General features: G+C 72.0%; 16 protein-coding genes and 1 pseudogene. 13 read left to right on the top strand and 4 right to left on the bottom strand.

The window, feature by feature from the left end:
* Positions 1 to 162 precede the first annotated feature (162 nt).
* On the top strand, positions 163 to 2,874 hold the full coding sequence (polA, locus tag ACFYT4_RS15790) for a DNA polymerase I (protein WP_389268633.1): 2,712 nt from the start codon (positions 163 to 165) through the stop codon (positions 2,872 to 2,874).
* Positions 2,875 to 3,175: 301 nt separating this feature from the next.
* Here polA and ACFYT4_RS15785 read toward each other — a convergent pair whose 3' ends face one another.
* The gene (locus ACFYT4_RS15785) at positions 3,176 to 3,994 is read right to left on the bottom strand and encodes a DUF4184 family protein (RefSeq protein ID WP_389268631.1); all 819 of its coding nucleotides are present in this window, start codon (positions 3,992 to 3,994) and stop codon (positions 3,176 to 3,178) included.
* Positions 3,995 to 4,235: 241 nt separating this feature from the next.
* Here ACFYT4_RS15785 and ACFYT4_RS15780 point away from each other — a divergent pair, with 241 nt between their 5' ends.
* The 3 genes from ACFYT4_RS15780 (at position 4,236) to ACFYT4_RS15770 (ending at position 7,253) form a co-directional block, all read left to right on the top strand.
* Entirely contained in the window at positions 4,236 to 5,945 is a 1,710-nt protein-coding gene (locus ACFYT4_RS15780) for a lytic transglycosylase domain-containing protein (RefSeq protein ID WP_389268629.1), read from the top strand.
* A gap of 168 nt (positions 5,946 to 6,113) precedes the next feature.
* A complete protein-coding gene (locus ACFYT4_RS15775) occupies positions 6,114 to 6,251 on the top strand; it encodes an SPW_0924 family protein (protein ID WP_389268627.1) in 138 nt (45 codons plus the stop codon).
* A 12-nt stretch (positions 6,252 to 6,263) separates the two neighbouring features.
* A complete protein-coding gene (locus tag ACFYT4_RS15770; RefSeq protein ID WP_389268625.1) occupies positions 6,264 to 7,253 on the top strand; it encodes a DUF3068 domain-containing protein in 990 nt (329 codons plus the stop codon).
* A gap of 571 nt (positions 7,254 to 7,824) precedes the next feature.
* Here the strand turns inward: ACFYT4_RS15770 and ACFYT4_RS15765 are convergent.
* Positions 7,825 to 10,653 carry an ATP-dependent RNA helicase gene (locus tag ACFYT4_RS15765; RefSeq protein ID WP_389268623.1) on the bottom strand — a complete coding sequence of 943 codons (2,829 nt, stop codon included), beginning with the start codon at positions 10,651 to 10,653 and terminating at the stop codon, positions 7,825 to 7,827.
* 373 nt (positions 10,654 to 11,026) lie between these two features.
* Complete coding sequence (locus tag ACFYT4_RS15760; RefSeq protein ID WP_389268621.1) at positions 11,027 to 11,887, bottom strand: class I SAM-dependent methyltransferase; 861 nt, start codon at positions 11,885 to 11,887, stop codon at positions 11,027 to 11,029.
* A gap of 385 nt (positions 11,888 to 12,272) precedes the next feature.
* Here ACFYT4_RS15760 and rpsA point away from each other — a divergent pair, with 385 nt between their 5' ends.
* The 5 genes from rpsA (at position 12,273) to ACFYT4_RS15735 (ending at position 16,548) form a co-directional block, all read left to right on the top strand.
* Positions 12,273 to 13,763, top strand: a complete 1,491-nt coding sequence (rpsA, locus tag ACFYT4_RS15755; RefSeq protein ID WP_384719569.1) for a 30S ribosomal protein S1 — start codon at positions 12,273 to 12,275, stop codon at positions 13,761 to 13,763.
* Between the two features lie 182 nt (positions 13,764 to 13,945).
* The gene (locus tag ACFYT4_RS15750) at positions 13,946 to 14,884 is read left to right on the top strand and encodes a PAC2 family protein (protein WP_389268619.1); all 939 of its coding nucleotides are present in this window, start codon (positions 13,946 to 13,948) and stop codon (positions 14,882 to 14,884) included.
* 51 nt (positions 14,885 to 14,935) lie between these two features.
* Complete coding sequence (coaE, locus tag ACFYT4_RS15745; RefSeq protein ID WP_389268617.1) at positions 14,936 to 15,538, top strand: dephospho-CoA kinase; 603 nt, start codon at positions 14,936 to 14,938, stop codon at positions 15,536 to 15,538.
* Between the two features lie 179 nt (positions 15,539 to 15,717).
* Entirely contained in the window at positions 15,718 to 16,101 is a 384-nt protein-coding gene (locus ACFYT4_RS15740; protein WP_389268615.1) for a DUF3592 domain-containing protein, read from the top strand.
* Between the two features lie 78 nt (positions 16,102 to 16,179).
* Positions 16,180 to 16,548 (top strand): tetratricopeptide repeat protein, encoded by a 369-nt coding sequence (locus tag ACFYT4_RS15735; RefSeq protein WP_389268613.1) that lies wholly within the window; start codon positions 16,180 to 16,182, stop codon positions 16,546 to 16,548.
* 29 nt (positions 16,549 to 16,577) lie between these two features.
* Here the strand turns inward: ACFYT4_RS15735 and ACFYT4_RS15730 are convergent, their stop codons facing one another.
* Entirely contained in the window at positions 16,578 to 16,895 is a 318-nt protein-coding gene (locus tag ACFYT4_RS15730) for a DUF6343 family protein (RefSeq protein WP_389268611.1), read from the bottom strand.
* 344 nt (positions 16,896 to 17,239) lie between these two features.
* Here ACFYT4_RS15730 and ACFYT4_RS15725 point away from each other — a divergent pair.
* The 4 genes and pseudogenes from ACFYT4_RS15725 to ACFYT4_RS15710 form a co-directional block, all read left to right on the top strand.
* Positions 17,240 to 17,554 (top strand): annotated as a pseudogene (locus ACFYT4_RS15725) (acyltransferase); the annotation flags it as partial.
* Between the two features lie 97 nt (positions 17,555 to 17,651).
* On the top strand, positions 17,652 to 18,764 hold the full coding sequence (locus tag ACFYT4_RS15720) for an SPFH domain-containing protein (RefSeq protein WP_389268609.1): 1,113 nt from the start codon (positions 17,652 to 17,654) through the stop codon (positions 18,762 to 18,764).
* Between the two features lie 162 nt (positions 18,765 to 18,926).
* Positions 18,927 to 21,830 carry a DEAD/DEAH box helicase gene (locus tag ACFYT4_RS15715; RefSeq protein WP_389268607.1) on the top strand — a complete coding sequence of 968 codons (2,904 nt, stop codon included), beginning with the start codon at positions 18,927 to 18,929 and terminating at the stop codon, positions 21,828 to 21,830.
* Positions 21,827 to 23,134: an SWIM zinc finger family protein gene (locus ACFYT4_RS15710; RefSeq protein ID WP_389268605.1), complete on the top strand. Its 1,308-nt coding sequence runs from the start codon at positions 21,827 to 21,829 to the stop codon at positions 23,132 to 23,134. The genes ACFYT4_RS15715 and ACFYT4_RS15710 overlap by 4 nt, the downstream gene beginning before the upstream one ends.
* The last annotated feature ends 19 nt before the right edge of the window (positions 23,135 to 23,153 follow it).

The following is a 23,153-nucleotide window of genomic DNA, read 5'->3' as shown; positions in this document are numbered from 1 at the left end:
GTACACACCGCCGGTCCGCGCGCACGACCGGTCACCGTACGTACGGACTGCTCTGCCGCCATGCGGATCTGTCACGGGCAATCCTGCCATGCGGCGCTGACAGCGCCGCTGCGGAGCCAGGTGTGGACGGCAATGTCAGTGGGGCGTGGCAGGATCGTGTCCGTGGCTGAGACAGCGTCGAAGAAGACCCCAGACGACAACCGTCCGCGCCTGCTCCTCATGGACGGGCACTCCCTGGCGTACCGGGCGTTCTTCGCGCTGCCCGCGGAGAACTTCTCGACCGCGAGCGGCCAGACGACCAATGCCGTCTACGGCTTCGCGTCGATGCTGGCGAACACGCTGCGCGACGAGGCGCCCACGCATTTCGCGGTGGCCTTCGACGTGTCCCGCAAGACCTGGAGGTCCGACGACTTCCCGGAGTACAAGGCGAACCGCTCGTCGACCCCCGACGAGTTCAAGGGCCAGGTCGAGCTGATCGGCGAGCTCCTCGACACCATGAACGCGGTGCGGTTCGCGGTCGACGGCTTCGAGGCGGACGACATCATCGCCACCCTCGCCACCCAGGCGGAGGCCGCCGGCTTCGACGTGCTGATCGTCACCGGCGACCGGGACTCGTTCCAGCTGGTCAGCGACCATGTCACCGTGCTCTACCCGACCAAGGGCGTCTCCGAGCTGACCCGCTTCACCCCGGAGAAGGTCCAGGAGAAGTACGGACTGACCCCGCAGCAGTACCCCGACTTCGCCGCCCTGCGCGGCGACCCGTCCGACAATCTCCCGGGCATTCCCGGTGTCGGCGAGAAGACGGCCACCAAGTGGATCAACCAGTTCGGTTCCTTCGCCGAGCTGGTCGAGCGCGCCGACGAGGTCAAGGGGAAGGTCGGCCAGGCCCTGCGCGACCATCTGGACGCCGTCAGGCTCAACCGCCACCTCACCGAGCTGGTGCGGGACGTGGAGCTGACCGGGACGGTCGCCGACCTGGAGCGCGCTCCGTACGACAGGACGGCGCTCAAGGGCTTCCTGGAGATCCTGGAGATCCGCAATCCCAGCCTGCGTGAGCGGCTGCTCGCCGTCGACCCGGGCGCGGCCGCCGAGGAGGCCCCGGCCCCGGCCGCGGGCGTCGAGCTGGACGGTTCCGTGCTCTCGGCCGGCGAGCTGGGCCCCTGGCTGGAGCGGCACGGCGCACAGCCGCTCGGCGTGGCGACGGTCGGCACCTGGGCCCTCGGTGTCGGCAATGTCACCGAGGTCGCGCTCGCCGCGGCCGACGGGAAGGCGGCCTGGTTCGACACGACCCAGCTGGACGAGGCCGACGAGCGGGCCTTCGCCGCCTGGGTCGCGGACCCGCACCGTCCGAAGGTCCTGCACAGTGCCAAGGAGGCCCTGCGGGTCTTCCCCGAGCACGGCTGGCACATCGCGGGCATCACCATGGACACCGCGCTCGCCGCCTATCTCGTCAAGCCGGGCCGCCGCTCCTTCGCCCTGGACGCGCTCTCGATCGAATATCTGGGCCGCGAGCTGGCCCCGGCCGCGGCCGACGGCCAGCTGGCGTTCGGCACCGACGAACGGGCCGAGGCCGACGCGCTGATGGCCCAGGCCCGTGCCGTCCTCGACCTCGGGGACGCGTTCGGCCGACGGCTCTCCGAGGTCGGCGCGGCCGAGCTGCTGCACGATGTGGAGCTGCCCACCTCCCTGCTGCTGGCGCGGATGGAGCGGCACGGCATCGCCGCCGACCGCGCCCATCTGGAGACGATGGAGCAGTTGTTCGCCGGAGCCGTCCAGCAGGCGGTGAAGGAGGCCCACGACGCGGTGGGGCACGAATTCAACCTCGGTTCGCCCAAGCAGCTCCAGGAGGTCTTCTTCGGGGAGCTGAACCTGCCCAAGACCAAGAAGACCAAGACCGGCTACACCACGGACGCCGACGCACTGGCCTGGCTCGCCGCCCAGACCGAGCACGAGCTGCCGGTCATCATGCTCCGCCACCGCGAGCAGGCCCGGCTGCGCTCGACGGTCGAGGGGCTGATCAAGACCATCGCGGCAGACGGCCGTATCCACACCACGTTCAGCCAGACCGTCGCGGCAACCGGCCGGCTGTCCTCCACCGACCCGAACCTGCAGAACGTTCCGGTGCGCACCGACGAAGGCCGCGCCATCCGCCGGGGCTTCGTGGTCGGCGAGGGCTTCGAGTCGCTGATGACCGCCGACTACAGCCAGATCGAACTGCGCGTCATGGCCCATCTCTCCCAGGACGAGGGCCTGATCCAGGCGTTCACCTCGGGCGAGGACCTCCACAACACCGTGGCCTCACAGGTGTTCGGCGTCGAGACCTCCGCCGTCGACGCGGAGATGCGCCGGAAGATCAAGGCCATGTCGTACGGCCTGGCGTACGGACTCTCCGCGTTCGGCCTGTCCCAGCAGCTGAACATCGAGGCGGGCGAGGCGCGGGCCCTGATGGACACCTACTTCGAGCGCTTCGGCGGGGTCCGTGACTATCTGCACCATGTCGTCGAGGAGGCGCGGGCCACGGGGTACACGGCGACGATGCTCGGCCGCCGCCGCTATCTGCCCGACCTGAACAGCGACAACCGCCAGCGCCGGGAGGCCGCCGAGCGCATGGCGCTGAACGCGCCGATCCAGGGCACCGCCGCGGACATCGTCAAGATCGCCATGCTCAAGGTGGACGACGCGCTCCAGGAGACGAAGCTCTCCTCCCGGCTGCTGCTCCAGGTCCACGATGAAATCGTGCTGGAGATCTCGCCGGGGGAGCGGGAGGACGTCGAAGCGATCGTGCGGCGCGAGATGTCGTCGGCCGCGTCCCTGAGCGCACCGCTGGACGTCTCGGTGGGCGTCGGCCCGGACTGGGAGTCCGCGGCACACTGACCGCTTCCCGGGCCCCGGCCTTCCCGGTCCGCGACCACGACCGGGAAGGCGGGGGCTCCGGGCCGAGGGGCGTTCGCAGGGCTTGCGGGGTTTGCGGAGGCGAGGACGGCCCGGGGTGTACGCGCCGGGCGCACCGGAGCGTACGGCACCCGGGAGCGCCGGGAGGCACCCGGCATCGGGCCGCAGCGTTCGGACAGGCGCGGAATCGGCGGGAACGGCGGCCGGATGCGGTCGGTCGCCTCGGGTCACGTCCGTACGGGGCCGGGCGCGGCGCGGGCGCCGGAATTGCCGGTGCCGGAGTTCAGAGCCGGCCGGATACGCGTGCCGTCACCCGCTCCCGCAACCGCATCCCCGCCCCGTACACCACCAGCCCCAGGGCCAGCCCCGCCCCCGCTCCGAAGCAGGCGGTCGGGACGAGGTCGAGTGCCGAACCCACCTGCCCGTGGACCCCGTACCACCGCACACATCGTTCGACGGCCCCGGCCAGCAGGCATCCGCCCAGAAGCACGCCCGCGAGTCGCCGCGCACGTCGGTCCAGCACCGGTACGCAGGGCGGCGCGGGCTGCGGGGGCTGCCGCCGCAGCGCGGACACCGCGCAGCAGACGATCACCATGGCCGCGAGAACCGACGAACCGTACTGCGCCAACTGGTAGCCGTGAAGTCCGCCCACCGACTCATTGAGCACGGGCAGCACCTCCGTACCCCATCTGCTGTGGTGGGTGAACGCGTCCCAGACGACATGGGTGGTCGCACCGATCACCGCCGACACACAGAACCACACTCCCGACGCCGGGGACTTGTCCCCGCGCCGCCCGCGCAGTACGGCGTGGACACGGCCCTGCCATTCGCCCGGGAGCAGGGCGAGCAACGGCTCGCGCATCATCAGCCACAGGGCCACCAGGACCGCGGTCACCGCCACATCGACGGTGAGCACGCCCGCCGGGGAGTGGGTGAACCGCCCGAACCCCATGGCCCCGGGCACGAGCGTCGCCGCGAAGTACGTCATGTCCGGTGACAGCGACCCCATCACCAGCGCCGAGGCGACCAGCGGACCGCGCGCGGTTCCGTCTGCGCGAAGGCCCGGCAGCACCGCGGCGACATGGCTCAGTGTGAACGGCATGGACGGCGGTCCTCCCCGTGACCCTCGCTGATCCGTGACCCTTGTCGACCGGACCGATCGGAGTGTCGATCACCCGGCGCCCAGTATGCGCGATCCCGGGTCCCGGACTCCGGGCGACCAGGAAGTGGCCAATAGGTGAAAAACGGTCAAGGTCCGGTGTTCTGGCGCCCGTAGTTGCCGTAGGGTCGCCTGAGTCGACGCATCGGGAGCGCGGTCAGCCGCTCGGGGAGGGGACAGACGTATGGCAGCGCAATTCGGCCGCCGGTTCCGCAGAGGAGCGACCACCACGGCGGTGGCCGCAGCCGCCGTAGCGGCGCTCTCCGCCTCGCAGGCGCCCGGCATTACGCATGCCATCACCGGTGACGGCCAGGGGGCGCTGGAGGCGTCGGACGTGTCACCGCCGTCCGACACGCCGGTTACGGGCAACTCCCCTTACTACACGGACCTTCCGCCGCTGAACACCCCGGCCAAGCCGGACGGCTCCACCGGCCTCCCGGTGACCGGACCGTCCGAAGCGGGCATACCCGCCACGGTCCTCGCCGCCTACAAGCGGGCCGAGCAGACCATCGCGTCCTCCGACCCCGGCTGCAAGGTGCCGTGGCAGCTGCTCGCGGCTATCGGCAAGGTGGAGTCCGGCCAGGCGCGCGGCGGCAAGGTCGACGCCGACGGCACCACCACCTCCCGGATCCTCGGCCCCGTCCTCAACGGTGTCGGCTTCGCCAACATCTCGGACACCGACAACGGCGCGTACGACGGGGACACCACCCACGACCGGGCCGTCGGCCCGATGCAGTTCATCCCGTCGACATGGGCCACATGGGGCCAGGACGCCAACGGCGACGGGCGCAAGGACCCCAACAACATCTACGACGCGGCCCTCGCCGCCGGGCGCTACCTCTGCGTCGGAGACCGTGATCTGACCGTCCAGGCGGACCTCGACCGGGCGATCCTCGGCTACAACCACTCACGTGAGTACCTCCGTACGGTTCTGTCCTGGTTCGAGTACTACAAGCGCGGCACGCACGAGGTGCCCGACGGGACCGGAGCGCTGCCCGACTCGGACACCCCGGACAGTTCGAGTGGCTCGCCCTCGTCTTCCCCGTCCCCGTCGTCCTCGCCGACGTCGCCCGCCTCATCGCCCAAGCCGGGCGACAAGCCGAAGCCCGGCAACGCCACCAAGCCCAAGCCCGAGCCCAAGCCCGTGCCGCCCACCCGGCCGGCCACTCCCTTGCCCGTGTCCCGCGTGGAGAACGCGGGCACCGGCGTGCTCTCCGCGGTCACCGGACGGCAGTTCTCCGAGCGGGTCACCGTGCGGGTGGAGAACGTCAGGGGCCGGGGTGTCGCCAAGCAGAGGGTGCGCTTCGAGATTTCCGGTGACACGGACACCACCTTCCCCGGAGGCAGGAAGTCCGTCGTCCTCGCCACCGGCGGCGACGGCAAGGCCGTCTCGCCGGCTCTGAAGGCCGGTGAGAAGACCGGTGCGTTCACCGTCCGAGTCACAGTCGTGGGGCACACGGTGCCCGCGGTCGCATTCCCCGCGAGGGTCACCGCGCCCACCGCCGACACTCTCGTCCGGATCGACAACAAGGCTCTGACAGCCGCCCCCGGGGCGGAGTTCGCGGACACGGTGGCGGTCAGGGCCACCTTCGGCGGCGACGCCGCCCAGGGGGTCGCGGTCACGGCCACCATGATCAAGCCCGTCCAGGGGGGCGACCCGGCCGAGAACGACAAGGGCCCCCACTTCAAGGACGCCGACGGCAAGACGATCCGCACACTCACCGATCTCAGGACCGGCGCCGACGGCGTGCTCCGGCTCCCGAAGCTCTTCGCGGACGCCGAGGCCGGCACCTTCACGCTCCGCCTCACCGCCGCCGGTGGCGCGACCCTGACCGTCGAACTCCAGGTCATCGCTTCCCCCACCCCTACGGAGTCGGCCACTCCGGCCTCCTGACCTCCCGTGTCCTGACCTCCTCCACAGCTCACTCCCCGCACCGCCCCTCTGCCACCACCCGGTGGAGGGGCGGTGCAACGTGTTCTCATCTCACGGCTCGATTGCTACGGTGCCCCCGCCCTGACGCCGTATCAGATCCACTGGGATCCGAGCCCCGGGAGGCCGAGCATGCGCGCCCTCGTCGCCGCCGCCATCGGGCTGGCCGCAGCCCTCGCCCTCGTCCTCGCCATGACCGGAATCGGCGCGCCCCCGGGCGAGACCTCTCCCAAGCCGCTGCTGACCACCGTCCCCGGCCCCAAGAAGTAGGAGGGCCAGCCCATGCGCCGCCGAGCGAGCCTCGTACTCCTCGCCTTCGCCGTCTTCTTCGCCGCACTCTCACCGCTGCTGCGCTGGTACGCCTTCCCCCGGCTCGCCAAGATCCCGCCCAGCCAGTACCAGGAGGTGGTCATGGAGGCGAGGCCCGCCACCCTCCTCGACTACGGCACCCTCCGGGCCAAGGAGGTGGAGAAGCTCACCATCGTCCAGACCCTCAAGGGCAATGTGGAGGAGTCCGAGAAGATCGAACGCAGCGCCGGCCGCGATGTCGTCGTCTGGGACACCCTCTCCTATGTCCAGGGACCCGACGGCAAGATGGTGTCCCAGATCCCCGAGCGCTATATCTTTGACGCCCACAGCCAGGCTCCCGTCCACGCCACCGGTGAGTCCGTCGACGGCGAACCGGTCCGGCGCGAGGGCATCGAGTACAAGTGGCCCTTCCTCACCGAGAAGCGGGACTACGAGTACTTCGACGCCCAGACCCGCAGCTCCGCCCCCATCCACTACAAGGGGACGCAGAAGTACCGCGGCCTCGACGTGTACTACTTCGAGCAGACCATTCCCTGGACCAAGGTGCCGTTCCCCAAGAAGATGCCCATCCCCGGTATCGACGCCGGCACGCTGGAGAAACAGACCGGGACCACCCGCTGGTACACCACCAAGCGCATGTTCTGGGTCGACCCGGTGACCGGGGCCCCCGTCAACGGCGAGGAGATCCACACCGAGGAACTCCGCGGCGGCACGCTCCTCGGCGGCCGGGACAAGGTCACCGCCTTCGCGGGCCATGTGAAGATGCGCCCCGACTATGCGGACCACACCGTCGAACTGGTGAAGTCCCAGCGCCAGCTGGTCCTGCTGCTCACCTCCTATCTTCCATGGGGATTCCTCTTTCTGGCGGCGGGACTCCTGACCCTGTCCCTGGTCCTGGAGGCCCGCAGCCGCCGCCCCCGGCAACAACGATCGGACCCCGAACCCGAACCGGTCCCGGTGTGAACCCGGTCCAGGCGCCGTGAGCCCGGGGCGGTGCGGTCCGCCCCGTCGCCCTGTCGTCGTGCGCGGGTGACCGCCTGGCGCGCCCGGCCCCGGCGGCCCGCACACCGGCCGGGCGCCGTGCGGGCTCCGAAGTGGGGTCGGCGCCCCGGTGCGTGATACGGCCCGGCGCGCTGGAGTGCGGCCCAGTGGGCGTTGGGCGGTGCGGCTCGGTGGGGAGTGGAGAGCGGTGCGGCTCGGTGGGTGTTGGGCGGTGGAGCTCGGTGGGGAGTGGAGGGCGGCGCGGCCCGGTGGGTGTTGGGAGGTGGGGTGGCTCCAGGCACCCACGAGGCGCGGGTGCCGGGCTCTCGCCGCCCCGGGGGTGCCCGGCGACGGGTGCGATCCCGAACCGCGTGGCCCCCTGGCGTCCCGGTGCCACCGGGCGATGACGGGCTGCGAAGCCCACGGGGGCGGGCGCCTGGGCGGCCGACCGCGCCCACCGGGAGTGCTGGGTGATGACGGCCCGGCGGGTTGTGGCGCCGCCTGATCGGGTGGCCCCGATCACCGGGCGAGCCAGGGGGCGACGCCGGTCCCATCAGCGGTCCCTGTCGAGCCGCGCCTTGGTGTGGCGGGTCGGCCCCGCGACCGACGGGTCCTCCGGCCAGGGGTGCTTGGGGTAGCGCCCCCGCAACTCCGCCCGTACAGACCGGTATCCCTCCTTCCAGAACGACGCCAGATCTGCCGTGACGGCGGCCGGTCTCCCCGCCGGGGAGAGCAGATGCACCACCACCGGCACACCTGTCACCGTGGGCGTCTCCCGCAGCCCGAACAGCTCCTGGAGCTTCACCGCCAGGACGGGCTGCTCCCCGCCGTACTCGACGCGTACGCGTGATCCACTTGGCACCTCGATCCGCTCCGGCGCCAACTCGTCCAGCCGGGCCGCCTCACCGCTCGCCCACGGCAGCAGCCGCTGCACGGCATGCCCGGCCCGGATCCGTCCCAGATCGGCCCTTCTCCGGGCTCGCGACAGCTCGGGTTCCAGCCAGTCCCCGGCACGGCCCAGCAGACCCGCGTCCGACACATCCGGCCACGGCTCGCCCAACTCCCGGTGCAGAAAGGCCAACCGCTCCCGCAGCCCCCGGGCGTCCCGCGACCACTGCAGCAGCTCCGGTCCTTCGCGCCGCAGTCCGTCGAGAAGGGCGTCCCGCACCAGGGCGGGGTCCGGGTCCCGGATACGGCGTACCGATAGCTCGATCGCGCCCAGCCGCCGTACATTCCGTGCGACGACATCGCCGCTCTCCCAGTGGACCTCCTCGACCGAGCCGAGGAGATGAGCGGCGGCGGTACGCGCGACGTCCTCGTCGATCACCGCGGCGAGCCGCATCCGGGCGGAGGCGGCGGACGCCGGCCGGTCCGCGACCGCGACCCCCAGCCACTCGGCGCCGCGCAGACCCGATTCGGCCCCGACGTCGGCCCTGGTCCCGGAGGCCATGAGGAACGCGCCCTCACCCCGTGCCCTGGCCACCCGCTCGGGGAAGGCGAGCGCGGTGATCAGTCCGGCGACCGCGTCATCGCCGAGTCCACCCCCGGCCTGGCGCCCGGTCCCGCGCCACCCGCCGACCGGCCCGGCACCGGCACCGGAATCCTCTCGTCCTCCTTCCGCGCCAGCTCCCGCTCCGTCGCGGGACCCGGCTGGCACACCGGGCCCGCCCTCCGCACCCGAGTCCGCAGCCGGGCCGGGCCCGACAACACCCGCCCCGGATCCGGCACCCGGGCCGGACGTGGCGGCAGCGGCGAGGGATCGGGCATCCGGCCCGGAATCAGCTCCCCGGTTCATCTCTCCGGCGTGCGGGCCCTGACCGGAGCCGGTGCCTCCGACCGTGACTCCCGAACTCTCCGTCGCTGGCAGTGAGGACGCAAGCCGCCGGGCTTCGGTGCGCCAGCGGGCTCCGTAGCCGTCACCGCCACGGCGGGCCGCCCGCCAGGCGACGGCCAGATCGTCGCCATAGTCGCGCGGCGGCTCCTCGCTCAGCAGGGCCACCACCTCGGCGGCGCGGCGCGCGCCCACCTCGGGGGCACCGTCGAGGAGGGCGCGGGCCAGACGGGGATGCAGCCCGAGGCGGGACATCCGGACCCCTCGGTCCGTCGCCCGACCGTCTCCGTCCACCGCGCCGATCGCGGTCAGGGCCTCCCTCGCCGCGGCCATGGCTCCGGCGGGCGGTGCGTCCAGCAGGGCGAGCCCCGACGCCCGGGGATCCCCCCAGCAGGCCACCCGCAGGGCGAAGGCGGCCAGATCCGCGATCCTGATCTCGGGCGAGGGGAACCGCGGACGCCGCCCGTCGTCGGCCTCGGCCCAGCACCGGTAGACCGTCCCCGGTGCCTCGCGTCCCGCGCGGCCGCTGCGCTGGGCCGCCCCCGCGACCGAGACCTGGACGGTCGCCAGTGACCCGAGACCGCGCGCGTGGTCCATCCGGGGCTCGCGCGCCAGCCCCGAATCGACCACCACCCGCACACCGGGCACCGTCAGACTGGACTCGGCCACCGAGGTGGACAGCACCACTCGCCGCCGCTCACCTCCGCTGCCCCGGAGCACGGCGTCCTGCACGGCGGCCGGGGCGCGCCCGTGCAACTGGAGCACCTCGGCGTCCACGCCGTCGAGCATCCCGGCCGTCCGGGCGATCTCGCCCGTGCCCGGAAGAAAGCACAGGACGTCCCCCTCGTGCCGTTCGAGTGCGAGCCGCACCATCGATGCCACATGCCGAAGCAGCGCCGGATCGACCCGCGTCCCGTGCGCCGGCCGGATCCCGGCGGGAGGAGCGGCGAAGTGGATCCCGCAGCTGTACCCCTCGCCCTTGCTGTGGACGACCGGTGCGGGGCCCGTGCCGTCCAGGACGGTCAGCAGCTGCGACCATGCCTGGGCATCGCCCGTCGCCGAGGCCGCGACCAGGTTCAACTCCGGCCGCAGGACCGCCCGTACTTCCACGAGGAACGCCATCGCGGTGTCCGCGTCGAGATGGCGCTCATGGCACTCGTCGAGCAGCACCGCGTCCACCCCCGGCAGTTCGGGGTCCCGCTGCAGGCGCTGCAACAGCACACCGGTCGTGACCACCTCGACACGGGTGGCCGGGCCGGCGCGCCGCTCGCCGCGGACCGTGTAACCGATGGTGTCCCCGACCTCCTGGCCGAGCAGCCACGCCATCCGGCGCGCGGCCGCCCGCACCGCCATCCTGCGGGGCTCGGCGACCAGCACCCGCCGGCGCGGGCCGCCGCCGACGAGTCCGGCCAGCGCCAGCGGCACCAGGGTCGTCTTGCCCGTGCCCGGCGGGGCGTGCAGCACCGCCGTACCGCGCTCGTCGAGCGCGGCCATCAGTCCGGGCACGGCGTGGCGTACCGGCAGGCGGTCGAGTGCTTCGGTTCGGATCATGCGTTCAGTGTTGTCCGTCTCCGCGAGCCGTGTTCCCGGTTGTCCACAGCACGATGAGTTCATCAGTTCATATGACTAATGGCGTCAGGTGTCCGGCCCGGATGCCCCGCCGACGACGGTTCCGGCCCGGATACCCCGCCGGTCCTGCCGCTCGGCCGGGCGGCAGGACCTCGCGGAGCCGGACCCCGGACCGAGGACGGGCTTGTTCCGGCAGACCGGATCACCCGGCCGACGACGGGCCCGGCCCGCCGGCCGTCACGACCCGCTGCCGGTCCCGGTCCGGGCCGGCGGGGGCGGGCCCGGAGCCGGGCGGGGCCGCTCCTGCGCGGCGGGCGTCGTGGTGGCGGAACCGCCGCCGGGGGCGCTCAGGGCCTCAGTCCCGTACACACACGAAGATCGCCGTCCCCGGAATCAGATTCCCCCGCAGCGGGGACCAGCCGCCCCACTCCTGGCTGTTCCACGCAGGCCACTCCGGTTCGACCAGATCCACCAGCTTGAAGCCGCCCGCGACCACGTCCCGTACTCGGTCGCCGACCGTCCGGTGGTGCTCCACGTACACGGCGCGCCCCTCCGCGTCCTGCTCGACGTAAGGGGTGCGGTCGAAGTACGAGGCCGAGACACTCAGGCCCTCCGGGCCCGGCTCGTCGGGGAAGGCCCAGCGGATGGGGTGGGTGACCGAGAAGACCCAGCGGCCGCCGGGCCGCAGCACCCGGTGCACCTCGGTGAACACCCGCACCGGGTCCGCGACGAACGGAATCGCTCCGTACGCCGAGCAGGCGAGATCGAAGGAGCCGTCCCGGAACGGCAGCGCCGTCGCGTCGGCCTCCACCAGGGGGACGTCCCCGCCGATCCGGAGCGCGTGCTGGAGCTGCCGGTGGGAGAGGTCGAGGGCCACCGCCCGCGCGCCCCGGCCGGCGAGCCAGCGCGAGCACTGCGCCGCGCCCGCGCCGATCTCCAGGACGTCGAGCCCCTTCAGGGACTCCACGGGGCCGAGCAGTCCGGCGTCCGTCTCGTCGAGACCCTCCGGTCCCCAGACGAACCGGTCGTCGCCCAGGAACGGGCCGTGCTCGTTCTGGTACTCGTCCGCGTTCCGGTCCCACCAGCCCCGGCTGGCCCGGCTGCTCTCCGCGTCGTCCGTGTCACGGCGGGTGGCTTCCGGCTCGGGTTCCGGCCCGGCACCCGCACCCGCGCGCGTGCCCTCCGACGCCGACGCCGCTTCCGTGTATTGGCTCATCTTCACCGTCGTTGTAGTTTGCGTTCAGCGCGACCAATGGCGGCCATGGTGGCCTCCGCAAACCTTAGTTGTGCCGGGTATGGGGCGATCCGCCCCGGGTGTGCGCCTTCGCGCATTGACCGTCTACCGCTGCCCCCGTATGCTACAAGTTGCGCTGCGGGCCTGCGTGCCTCAGACAGAGCAGGCCGCGCTCGCATCTGTATGTATGTCCCCTCGGTTCACGAGGCGCCTCCAGGCGGAAATTCGTTTCCGGAAGCTCAGTCCGCTTCCGGAGCGCCGACTGGGCCGGCGCTTCCTAGGCTGTCCGGCTTCTTGCAGCTGCGATACGGGCTCTCGGCGTAGCAGTACCTACGACTTCAATGTCCGCACCGGAGCCCTTTCCCACATGACGAGCAGCACCGAGACCACCGCCACTCCGCAGGTAGCGGTCAACGACATCGGTAACGAGGAAGCCTTCCTCGCCGCGATCGACGAGACGATCAAGTACTTCAACGACGGCGACATCGTCGACGGCGTCATCGTGAAGGTCGACCGGGACGAGGTCCTGCTCGACATCGGTTACAAGACCGAAGGTGTCATCCCGAGCCGTGAGCTCTCGATCAAGCACGACGTCGACCCGAACGAGGTCGTCAAGGTCGGCGACGAGATCGAGGCCCTTGTTCTCCAGAAGGAGGACAAGGAAGGCCGCCTGATCCTCTCGAAGAAGCGCGCCCAGTACGAGCGTGCCTGGGGCACCATCGAGAAGATCAAGGAAGAAGACGGCATCGTCACCGGTACCGTCATCGAGGTCGTCAAGGGTGGACTCATCCTCGACATCGGCCTCCGCGGCTTCCTTCCGGCCTCCCTCGTGGAGATGCGCCGTGTCCGCGACCTCCAGCCCTATGTGGGCAAGGAGCTCGAGGCGAAGATCATCGAGCTGGACAAGAACCGCAACAACGTGGTCTTGTCCCGCCGTGCCTGGCTGGAGCAGACCCAGTCCGAGGTCCGCCAGACCTTCCTCACCACCCTCCAGAAGGGCCAGGTGCGGTCCGGTGTGGTGTCCTCGATCGTCAACTTCGGTGCCTTCGTGGACCTGGGTGGCGTCGACGGTCTGGTCCACGTCTCGGAGCTGTCCTGGAAGCACATCGACCACCCGTCCGAGGTTGTCGAGGTCGGCCAGGAAGTCACCGTCGAGGTCCTCGACGTCGACATGGACCGCGAGCGTGTCTCCCTGTCGCTGAAGGCGACTCAGGAAGACCCGTGGCAGCAGTTCGCCCGTACGCACCAGATCGGCCAGGTCGTCCCCGGCAAGGTCACCAAGCTGGTGCCGTTCGGTGCGTTCGTCCGCGTCGACGAGGGCATCGAGGGCCTGGTCCACATCTCCGAGCTGGCCGAGCGCCACGTGGAGATCCCGGAGCAGGTCGTCCAGGTCAACGACGAGATCTTCGTCAAGGTCATCGACATCGACCTGGAGCGCCGTCGCATCAGCCTCTCGCTGAAGCAGGCCAACGAGTCCTTCGGTGCCGACCCGGCGTCGGTGGAGTTCGACCCGACTCTGTACGGCATGGCCGCGTCGTACGACGACCAGGGCAACTACATCTACCCCGAGGGCTTCGACCCGGAGACCAACGACTGGCTGCCGGGCTTCGAGACCCAGCGCGAGGCGTGGGAGACCCAGTACGCCGAGGCGCAGCAGCGCTTCGAGCAGCACCAGGCTCAGGTCATCAAGTCCCGCGAGGCCGACGAGGCCGCTGCCGCCGAGGGTGGCACCGCCGCTCCGGCCGCCGCGCCGACCGGTGGTTCGTACTCCTCGGAGTCGGACGACAACTCCGGCGCCCTGGCGTCGGACGAGGCGCTCGCCGCCCTCCGCGAGAAGCTGGCCGGCGGCCAGAGCTGACGCTCTGACCGGCTGACCGACAGCTGACATGTAAGGCCCGCTCCCCCCTGGGGAGCGGGCCTTACATGATTCGGGGGCACGACCGGTCCGTCCGCGACCTCCGGTGTGTTCGCACCGTGCGAGGGGAATGCCGGTGCGTCACCGCGCGTTCTCGTTGAGAGAGACGAGGAGGAGCGGTAATCGTGCTTGATCCGCAGGGTTTGTACGAATGGGAGCCGAAGGGCCTCGCCGTCGTCGATGTGGCGCTCGCGCAGGAGTCGGCCGGTCTGGTCATGCTGTATCACTTCGACGGATACATCGACGCGGGTGAGACCGGCGAGCAGATCGTCGACAACCTGCTCTCCACGCTGCCTCATCAGGTGGTGGCCCGATTCGATCACGACCGGCTGGTGGACTACCGGGCCCGCCGACCGCTCCTGACCTTCAGACGCGACCGCTGGACGGCGTACGACACGCCGGACATCGAGGTCCGTTTCGTCCAGGACGCCACCGGAGCCCCCTTCCTGTTGCTGTCGGGCCCCGAGCCCGATGTGGAGTGGGAGCGCTTCGCGGCGGCCGTCGCGCAGATCGTCGAGCGCCTCGGAGTGCGCCTCTCGGTCAACTTCCACGGCATCCCCATGGGCGTTCCGCACACCCGCCCGGTCGGCCTCACCCCGCACGGCAACCGCACCGACCTCATGCCCGGCCACCGCGGCCCGTTCGACGAGGCGCGGGTCCCGGGCAGCGCCGAGTCACTGGTCGAGTTCCGACTCATGGAGGCGGGCCACGACGTCCTCGGCGTCGCCGCGCATGTACCGCACTACGTCGCCCGCTCCTCCTACCCGGACGCCGCACTGACCGCCCTGGAGGCGATCACCGCCGCCACCGGCCTCGTCCTGCCCGCGGTCGCCCACTCCCTGCGCACCGAGGCACACCGCACTCAGAACGAGATCGAGCGCCAGATCGGCGAGGGCGACGAGGAACTGGTCGCCCTCGTGCAGGGACTTGAGCACCAGTACGACGCCGTGGCGGGCGCCGAGAGCAGGGGCAACCTGGTCGCCGAACCGGTCGATCTGCCCTCCGCGGACGAGATCGGTCTCGAATTCGAGCGCTTCCTCGCGGAGCGGGAGGGCGACTCCTGAGGTCACAGGCCCGCGGCCGACGCCGCGGGGCCGGAAGCTAAGCTGCCGCTCATGCTGTCTGTAGGCCTGACTGGCGGAATCGGCGCCGGCAAGAGCGAAGTCTCCCGGCTCCTGGAGTCGTACGGAGCGGTGCTCGTCGACGCCGACAAGATCGCCCGCGAGGTCGTCGAGCCCGGTACACCGGGGCTCGCGGCCGTCGTCGAAGCGTTCGGCCGCGAGATCCTCACCGCCGACGGAACCCTGGACCGGCCCAGGCTCGGCTCGATCGTCTTCGCCGACCCCGAGCGGCTGGCGGCCCTGAACGCGATCGTGCATCCGCTCGTCGGGGCGCGGTCGAGGGAACTGTCACAATCCGCGGCGGAGGACTCGGTGGTCGTCCACGATGTGCCCCTGCTCACCGAGAACGATCTCGCAGCACTGTACGACCTGGTCGTCGTCGTGGACGCCGCCCCCGAAACGCAGTTGGACCGGCTGGTCAGGCTCCGCGGAATGACCGAGTCCGAGGCGCGGGCGCGGATGGCGGCACAGGCCACGCGTGAGCAGAGGCGGGCCGTCGCCGATCTGATCATCGACAACGACGGACCCCTGGAGGACCTGGAACCGCAGGTCCGCGTGGTATGGGCGGAGCTGGTCCGACGGGCGGACACCCGGTGATCCGGCACCCGGCCGAGACCTGACCCGGCCGGAGCGCAGGACAGGGCCCTCGACAGAGGGTGTGCCGTTCCGGTCCCGCGCACCGCCCCCGAGGTATCCGGCGCCGGGAAGTCCCCGGCGCGTCAGATATCCGTCAAGCGACGTGTACGGCGTCCCCGGGCACGGCTAGCGTAGACGTGGTGCAGATCGTCTTCGGCGCCGTCACCGTGCTGGGCGGGCTGGTAGCCGTGCTCGCCGGTGCGTACGGCCTGCGGCAGACCCGTCGTATCAGGCGCGCGGGCCACTTCGCCATCGCCGTGGTGAAGCCTCCGCCGCCCGGCGGGGAGCGGCCGCTGCTGCAGTACGAGACCCGGGACGGCCGCGTCATGGAGACCGTCTCCCCGGTGCCCCGCTTGCCCGAGGGGAGCAGTGTCCGGCTCTCTTACGACCCCGCCGATCCGCGGGAGATCGTGGTCGACGGCCATGAGCGGACCGGCGTGGACCGGGCGTTCGTGAGCGCGGGTCTGGTGGTGACGGTGGTCGGACTGGGCCCCGCGGTCGCCGGTGCGGCCGGGGTCCTGTGAACCTTGAGTTCGTGTCCGTCCGGAATACCGCTGCCGGGACCGGTGTTGGAACGGCTCGGCAGTGGGAAGGATGCGACCGTGCCCCCAAGCGACCCGCAGACGCACGTCATCGACTACCGCGCCGCCGAGCAACTGCTGGCCGCGCGGGACCCCCGTGGTGCCGTCAAGCTGCTGGACGGGGTCATAGCCGCCCACCCCGAGAACACGGCCGCCCGGCTTCTGAGGGCCCGGGCCTTCTTCGCCGCGGCCCAGTTGCGCCCCGCCGAACTCGAATTCGAACTGGTCCTGGAGCGCGAGCCGGACAACGCGTTCGCGCACTTCGCCCTGGCCCGTACGTTCGAGCGGGCGGGCCGCCCCGAGCAGGCCAAACGCCATTTCCGGCTGGCGGCGGCCCTCGACCCCAAGCCGGAGTATCTGAAGGCTGCCCGCTTCGACGCGGAGGCGTGAACGGCGTCCCCGCCGCCACCGGGCCTGGCCTACGAGGTGTGGCGCGGCCCGTCGTGGTGCGGCTGTCCCGGATCGGAGCGGGCCCGGCGGTCCTCGTGCACCGGCTCGTACGGGGGGATCTCCCGGCCCGGCTGGTAATGCGGCCCCTGCCGGATGTGCCGCACGATCTGGATCATGTCCACGATGACGATCAGCAACAGCACCCCGCACAGCACGGCCCAGCCGGGATGGGACGTGATCGCGAAGATCGCCGTGCCCGCGCCGGTCCAGATCAGGCCCCATACGCTCAGCCAGAACCGCATCCGCAGCGGACTGCGGGCGGTGATCGGTTCACTCCCGGTGCGCATGGTGATTCCTTCTCCGTCTTCCAGGATGCACCCGCCGCGGCACTCCGGAGGAGCCCTCGCGGCCGCGCCCGGGCGTAGCCCGGCGATCCGCACGCGGGCGTGCGCGTACCCGCTGCCGGTACGGTCCGCCTGCCCGGTGCCCGTACGAGAGGCCGTCCGCGGGACGGGTACCCGTCCCAGGCACCCGTGACAGGTGGCCGGGCGCCCGTGCGACATGCACCCGTCCCAATCGGCCGTGAGGCCCGAACCGAGGGGGAGTCCGGTGACCGGCGCGCAGGTGGAACTGCCCGCGGCGATGAGCCGGCGGAGGCGTTGCTGGGGTGTCCCACGAGGACATCCGCGACCTGGCCGGGCAGTTCTTCGCCCGCGGCTACCCGGAGGAGGCCTATCGGGTCGCCGACTGCCATTCCTGGCTCCTCGATCCCCAGCTCGCCCGCTGTCTCCCCGGGGACTCCGACATCCGCCGCTCCCAGGAACGCTTCCACCTCGCCTCCGAACCCGCTCCCGCGGAGGGCTCGGGCCCGATCGGCTTCGTCTTCGGCGATCCGGAGCTGCCGCCGGAGTCGCTGCCCCGGCGCACCACGCTGGAACGCGCCATCGGCGACCATCTCCGGGCAGGCCGCCACCGGCACTGCGGACACGGCTGGTTCCAGCTCTGAAACCGGGCCAGGCGGCGTAGTACGCACGTTCGCCCCCGGGACCACCTCGGGCATACCGTGGAAGTGAGCGTCAGCTCGGACGGAAGGGGGTGCCCCGATGGTCGAAGAGCTGGTGGTCGCGGGCATCGCGGCCGCTTCGGGTGCCGTGGTGTACACGATGGCGGCGGCCAAGGTGGTCAAGCAGTACGAACGAGGTGTGGTGCTCCGCCTCGGCAGGCTGCGGGGCGCCGTCCGAGGGCCCGGATTCACGATGATCGTGCCCGGGGTGGACCGGCTCCAGAAGGTCAATATGCAGGTCGTGACCATGCCGGTCCCCGCTCAGGAGGGCATCACCCGGGACAATGTGACGGTCCGCGTCGACGCGGTCGTGTACTTCCGGGTCGTCGAGGCGGCGGACGCGATCATCGAGGTGGAGGACTACCGTTTCGCGGTCTCGCAGATGGCGCAGACCTCGCTGCGTTCGATCATCGGTAAGAGCGATCTCGACGATCTGCTCTCCAACCGCGAGAAGCTCAACCAGGGCCTGGAACTGATGATCGACAGCCCGGCCATGGGGTGGGGTGTACAGATCGACCGCGTGGAGATCAAGGATGTCTCCCTCCCCGAGGCCATGAAGCGCTCGATGGCCCGCCAGGCGGAGGCGGACCGCGAGCGGCGGGCCCGGGTGATCAACGCGGACGCGGAGCTTCAGGCATCGAAGAAGCTGGCCCAGGCGGCCGGCCAGATGTCGAAGGAGCCCGCGGCACTGCAGCTGCGCCTGCTGCAGACCGTGGTCGCCGTCGCCGCGGAGAAGAACTCCACGCTGGTGCTGCCGTTCCCGGTGGAACTCCTCCGCTTCCTGGAGCGCGCGCAGCAGGCACCGCCCGGAGAGCAGCCGTCGGAGCGGCGGGCCGGAGCGGGGAGCGTGGTGGAACCGGCGCCGCCGGGCACCTCGGTGGAGGCTCCGGCCGCTGCGGGGCGAGAGCCGGGGATCGAGATCGATACGGAGCCGGAGCTGGAGGCGGCGCGAGAGGACGAGGCGCGTGAGGTGAGCGAGGCACAGGAGGCGTATGAGGTCCACACAGCCGCCGGTCCGGAGCACGTCTCCAAGAGGGAGGACGTGACGGAAGCGGGTCCCGCCGCCGATCCGGAGACACTGCAGCCGGGCGGGGAGCCCCCCGCCGGTGCATCGGGCTCCCCGCGGGTCCGGCCGGTGCCCCCGGAGCGCTGAGCGGGGCGGACGGGTGGCGCCGGCACCGGAAGAATCGGGACGCCCCGGAAAGGCCCTGGTCACGCACACTCCGGGCCCGCGGCGGAGGTCGTTGTCAGACCCCACCCGTAAGGTCGTAGATCAGCACTCCGGTACACGACCGACGAGGGTGGGAGGTGACCCATGACATCCGGGACCGCGCGTCCGCTGCACAGCTGTGCGGCGGTTTTCCTTCCCGCGGCGCTGCCGCGTGAGGGCAGGGTCGCCTTCTGGGCTCCCGACGGCGACCTGCCGCACGACACGACCGACGAGATCACCGTCGTTCACCACACGACTCCGGAGCACCCGGCGGGCCCCGGCCACCCCGACGAGCAGGCCGTCCGAAGCCGTGCCGTCCCCGCCGTGCTGCTGCCCGTCGCCGAGGCCGTGCCGCTGCTGGCCCGCGCCCGAAGCCATCCGGCCGCGCATCCCGCCGCGGCCTGCTGGGGCGCCGCCGCGCTGCACGCCCTGCATCTGGTGGCCCGCGGCCGGCTGCTGCCCGGCCTGACCGCGGCCGATCACGACGCCTGGCGCGCGGGCCCCCTGGACGCCTCCGACATCGCCCAGCTCAGGGCGATCGCCGCCGCCATGCCGTACGAGGCGTACGCCACGCCCGCCCCCGGTCCGAGACCCATCCGGCTGCCCGACCCGGAGGCGTTGGTGCGGGCCTTCTTCGACTCGGTCGCCGACGCCCTGCCCCGCACACCGGCGGCGGCCCTCGCCGCCGGTGCGCCCTTCGCGGCCACCGCCGCCCAGCATCTGCCCGGTGCCAGGGAGTGGGCCGCGGAGGCCGCGGCGGGCATGGACGCGGGCGTACGGGTGTCCCTGCGGCTCGACCTGTCCGCGTTCCGGCTCTTCGACATCGCCGACGAGGAGAGCGCGGACGAGGACAGGCGGGGAGCCGCAGCCGCCCTCGTTCAGGTGCACAGCCTCGCCGATCCCACGATCGTCGTGGACGCGGCCAGACTGTGGGCGGGGGAGGGCGAAGGACACTTCGGCCCCCGGGCCAGGATCGACGCCGTGCTGGCACTGCGCAGGGCGGCGCGGGTCTGGGCACCGCTCGCCGGACTGCTGGAGCGGGACGTTCCCGATGTGCTGGCACTCACCGAGGACGAGCTGTACGAATTGCTGGGACCCGGCGCCGCCCGGCTGGCCGCGGCAGGGGTCGCCGTGCACTGGCCGAAGGAGCTCGCGCGCACGCTCTCGGCCGCCGCGGTCGTGCGGCCGGCTCCCGGCTCGGCGACGGACGGCACCCCGTTCTTCGACAGCGGGGAACTGCTGACGTTCAACTGGCAGCTGGCGCTCGACGGAGATCCGCTCACCGAGCGGGAGATGGACGCCCTGGCCGAGTCGCACCGCCCGATCGTACGGCTGCGGGACCAGTGGGTGGTCGTCGACCCCGGTCTCGTGCGGAAGGCACGCAAACGGGAGCTCGGACTGCTCCAGCCCGTCGACGCCCTGGCGGCGGCGCTGACCGGCACGGCCGAGGTCGACGGCGAGACGGTGGAGGCCGTGCCGACGGGCACCCTCGCGGCGCTCCGCGACCGGCTCACGGCGGGCGCGGCTCCCGTCGCGGCGCCCGAGGGCCTGACCGCCACTCTGCGCGACTACCAGCTGCGCGGTCTGGCCTGGCTCGACCTGATGACCTCGCTCGGACTCGGCGGCGCTCTCGCCGACGACATGGGTCTCGGCAAGACGGTCACGGTCATCGCGCTCCATCTCCACCGCGACCGCCCCGCACCGACGCTGGTGGTCTGCCCGGCCTCCCTCCTCGGCAACTGGCAGCGGGAGATCACCCGGTTCGCCCCGGGGGTGCCCGTCCGCCGGTTCCACGGCACCGACCGGGCCCTGCCGGACACCGGGGGCGGCTTCGTGCTCACCACCTACGGCACCATGCGCTCCAGCGCGGAGCGGCTGGCCGGGCACACCTGGGGGCTGGTCGTCGCCGACGAGGCACAGCATGTGAAGAACCCGTTCTCCGCGACCGCCAGGGCCCTGCGGACGATTCCGGCACCCGCCCGGGTCGCGCTGACCGGCACCCCCGTCGAGAACAACCTCTCCGAGCTGTGGGCCCTGCTGGACTGGACGACCCCGGGGCTGCTCGGGCCGCTGAAGACGTTCCGGGCCCGCCACGCCCGACCGGTGGAGCTGGGCGAGGACGAGGACGCGGTGGAGCGCCTGTCCCGCCTCGTCCGGCCCTTCCTGCTGCGCCGCAAGAAGTCCGACCCGGGCATCGTGCCCGAGCTGCCGCCCAAGACGGAGTCGGACCATCCCGTCGCGCTCACCCGTGAGCAGGTCTCGCTGTACGAGGCCGTCGTACGGGAGACGATGGCCGCCATCCAGGCCGCCGAGGGCATCGCGCGCCGGGGCCTGGTGATGAAGCTGCTCACCGACCTCAAGCAGATCTGCAATCACCCGGCGCAGTTCCTGAAGGAGTACGGAGGGTGGGGCGACGGCCCCGCCGGCGCCCGGGGAGGCGGTGGCGCGTCCGCCCGAGGGGGAGCGGTCCGGCTGGCCGGGCGCTCCGGCAAGCTCGCCCTCCTCGACGAGCTGCTGGAGACGATCCTGGCCGAGGACGGATCGGTCCTGGTCTTCACCCAGTACGTCTCCATGGCGCGGCTCCTGTCACAGCACCTCACCTCCCGCGCCATTCCCTCCCAGCTCCTCCACGGAGGAACGCCCGTGGCCGAGAGGGAGCGCATGGTCGACCGCTTCCAGTCGGGCGGGACACCGGTGTTCCTCCTGTCCCTCAAGGCGGCGGGCACCGGGCTCAATCTGACCCGGGCGGGCCATGTCGTCCACTTCGACCGCTGGTGGAACCCCGCCGTCGAGGAGCAGGCCACGGACCGGGCGTACCGCATCGGGCAGACCCGGCCCGTCCAGGTCCACCGCCTGATCGCGGAAGGCACCGTGGAGGACCGGATCTCCGGCATGCTCGCCGCCAAGCGGGCACTGGCCGACGCGGTCCTCGGCTCCGGGGAGGCCGCCCTCACCGAGCTGACCGACCGTGAACTGGCCGATCTCGTCTCGCTGCGGAGGCCCGCGTGACCCCGGCACCGGGCCGCCGCACCGGACCCCTTTCATCCGGCCGCCACCACGGCTCCCCGGCCCTGCGGCACGACGACCGCAGACGGACCTTCCCCGCCCTGGAGCCCCGCACCGGCCGGGAGTTCGCGTCCAGCTGGTGGGGGAACGCCTGGGTCCAGGCGCTGGAGGCCACCGCGCTGGACCTCGCCAGGCTGGCCCGCGGCCGGGCGTACGCGCGGGGAGGCCATGTCGACGCGATCACGGTCACCCCGGGCCGCGTCACGGCATACGTCCACGGCAGCAGAGTGCGCCCGTACCGTACGGAGATCCGTCTCCGCACGCTCTCCGACGACGACTGGGAGGACTTCCTGGCCGCCGCGGCCGCCCGCCCCGACCACATCGCGGCCCTGCTCGACAAGGACGTGCCCCACGCGCTCGCCACGGCGGCGGAGCTGCTGCCCACACCAGGCGACCTCGTTCCCGACTGCTCCTGCCCGGACGACGGTTACCCCTGCAAGCACGCGGCGGCGCTCTGCTATCAGACGGCGCGGCTGCTGGACCACGATCCGTTCGTGCTCTTCCTGATGCGCGGCATGGGGGAGCGGGACATCCTGGCCGAGCTCTCCCACCGCAACGCCACCCGGTCGGCGACCGAGCGCACCGCCGCGCCCGCGCCCACCGTTCCGGCGCACGAGGTCCTGGTCCGTACGCGGCTTCCCGCCCTTCCCCCGCCCTTCCCCCTGCCGGAGCAGCCGGGCCGGCCACCCGCGTACCCCGAGGCGACGGGCGCGCCCGATCCGATCGCCCTCGACCTGCTCGCAGGCGAGGCGGCCGCCCGCGCGCACACCCTGCTGACCGGCGGCACCGATCCGATAGCCGGGCTCACCGTCTGGCAGGACGCGGTTCGGCTGGCCGCCGCGCACCCCGGCGCCGGGCTCACCGCGTCCACCCGCGCCCTGTACCGGGATCTGGCGGCCGCCACCGGCCGTACACCCACGGACCTGGCACGGGCGGTGGCCGCCTGGCGCCAGGGAGGGCGCCCGGCCCTCGACGTACTGGAAGAGCCCTGGGATCCGCCCGCCGGACCCTTCGACCGTGCCCGGCCCGCCCTGGCGGCGGCCGACTTCCCGCATTTCCGCCCCCGGCGCAACCGCCTCTCCACCTCCGCGCTCCAGCTCCGGTTCGGCCGCGACGGCCTCTGGTACGGATACGAGTCGGACACCGACCGCGAGGACTGGTGGCCCCGGGGCACTCCGGACACGGACCCGGTCGGCGCGCTCACCACTCTGCTGGCCCACGAGGGACACGCCTCCGCGGACGGATGACCCGGGGGCGGATGGCCCG

The organism is Streptomyces sp. NPDC004609, assembly GCF_042873655.1.
Taxonomy (GTDB): Bacteria; Actinomycetota; Actinomycetes; order Streptomycetales; family Streptomycetaceae; genus Streptomyces.
Note: the sequence above shows the minus strand (reverse complement) of the source record. Positions and strands in the feature narration are given on the sequence as shown.

Coding starts and splice junctions, on each gene's coding strand:
- rpsA (WP_384719569.1), top strand. CDS start 12,273: ATGACGAGCAGCACCGAGACCACCGCCACTCCGCAGGTAGCGGTCAAC.
- ACFYT4_RS15730 (WP_389268611.1), bottom strand. CDS start 16,895: ATGCGCACCGGGAGTGAACCGATCACCGCCCGCAGTCCGCTGCGGATG.
- ACFYT4_RS15770 (WP_389268625.1), top strand. CDS start 6,264: ATGCGCCGCCGAGCGAGCCTCGTACTCCTCGCCTTCGCCGTCTTCTTC.
- ACFYT4_RS15775 (WP_389268627.1), top strand. CDS start 6,114: ATGCGCGCCCTCGTCGCCGCCGCCATCGGGCTGGCCGCAGCCCTCGCC.
- coaE (WP_389268617.1), top strand. CDS start 14,936: ATGCTGTCTGTAGGCCTGACTGGCGGAATCGGCGCCGGCAAGAGCGAA.
- ACFYT4_RS15760 (WP_389268621.1), bottom strand. CDS start 11,887: ATGAGCCAATACACGGAAGCGGCGTCGGCGTCGGAGGGCACGCGCGCG.
- ACFYT4_RS15780 (WP_389268629.1), top strand. CDS start 4,236: ATGGCAGCGCAATTCGGCCGCCGGTTCCGCAGAGGAGCGACCACCACG.
- ACFYT4_RS15720 (WP_389268609.1), top strand. CDS start 17,652: ATGGTCGAAGAGCTGGTGGTCGCGGGCATCGCGGCCGCTTCGGGTGCC.
- ACFYT4_RS15785 (WP_389268631.1), bottom strand. CDS start 3,994: ATGCCGTTCACACTGAGCCATGTCGCCGCGGTGCTGCCGGGCCTTCGC.
- ACFYT4_RS15765 (WP_389268623.1), bottom strand. CDS start 10,653: ATGATCCGAACCGAAGCACTCGACCGCCTGCCGGTACGCCACGCCGTG.
- ACFYT4_RS15715 (WP_389268607.1), top strand. CDS start 18,927: ATGACATCCGGGACCGCGCGTCCGCTGCACAGCTGTGCGGCGGTTTTC.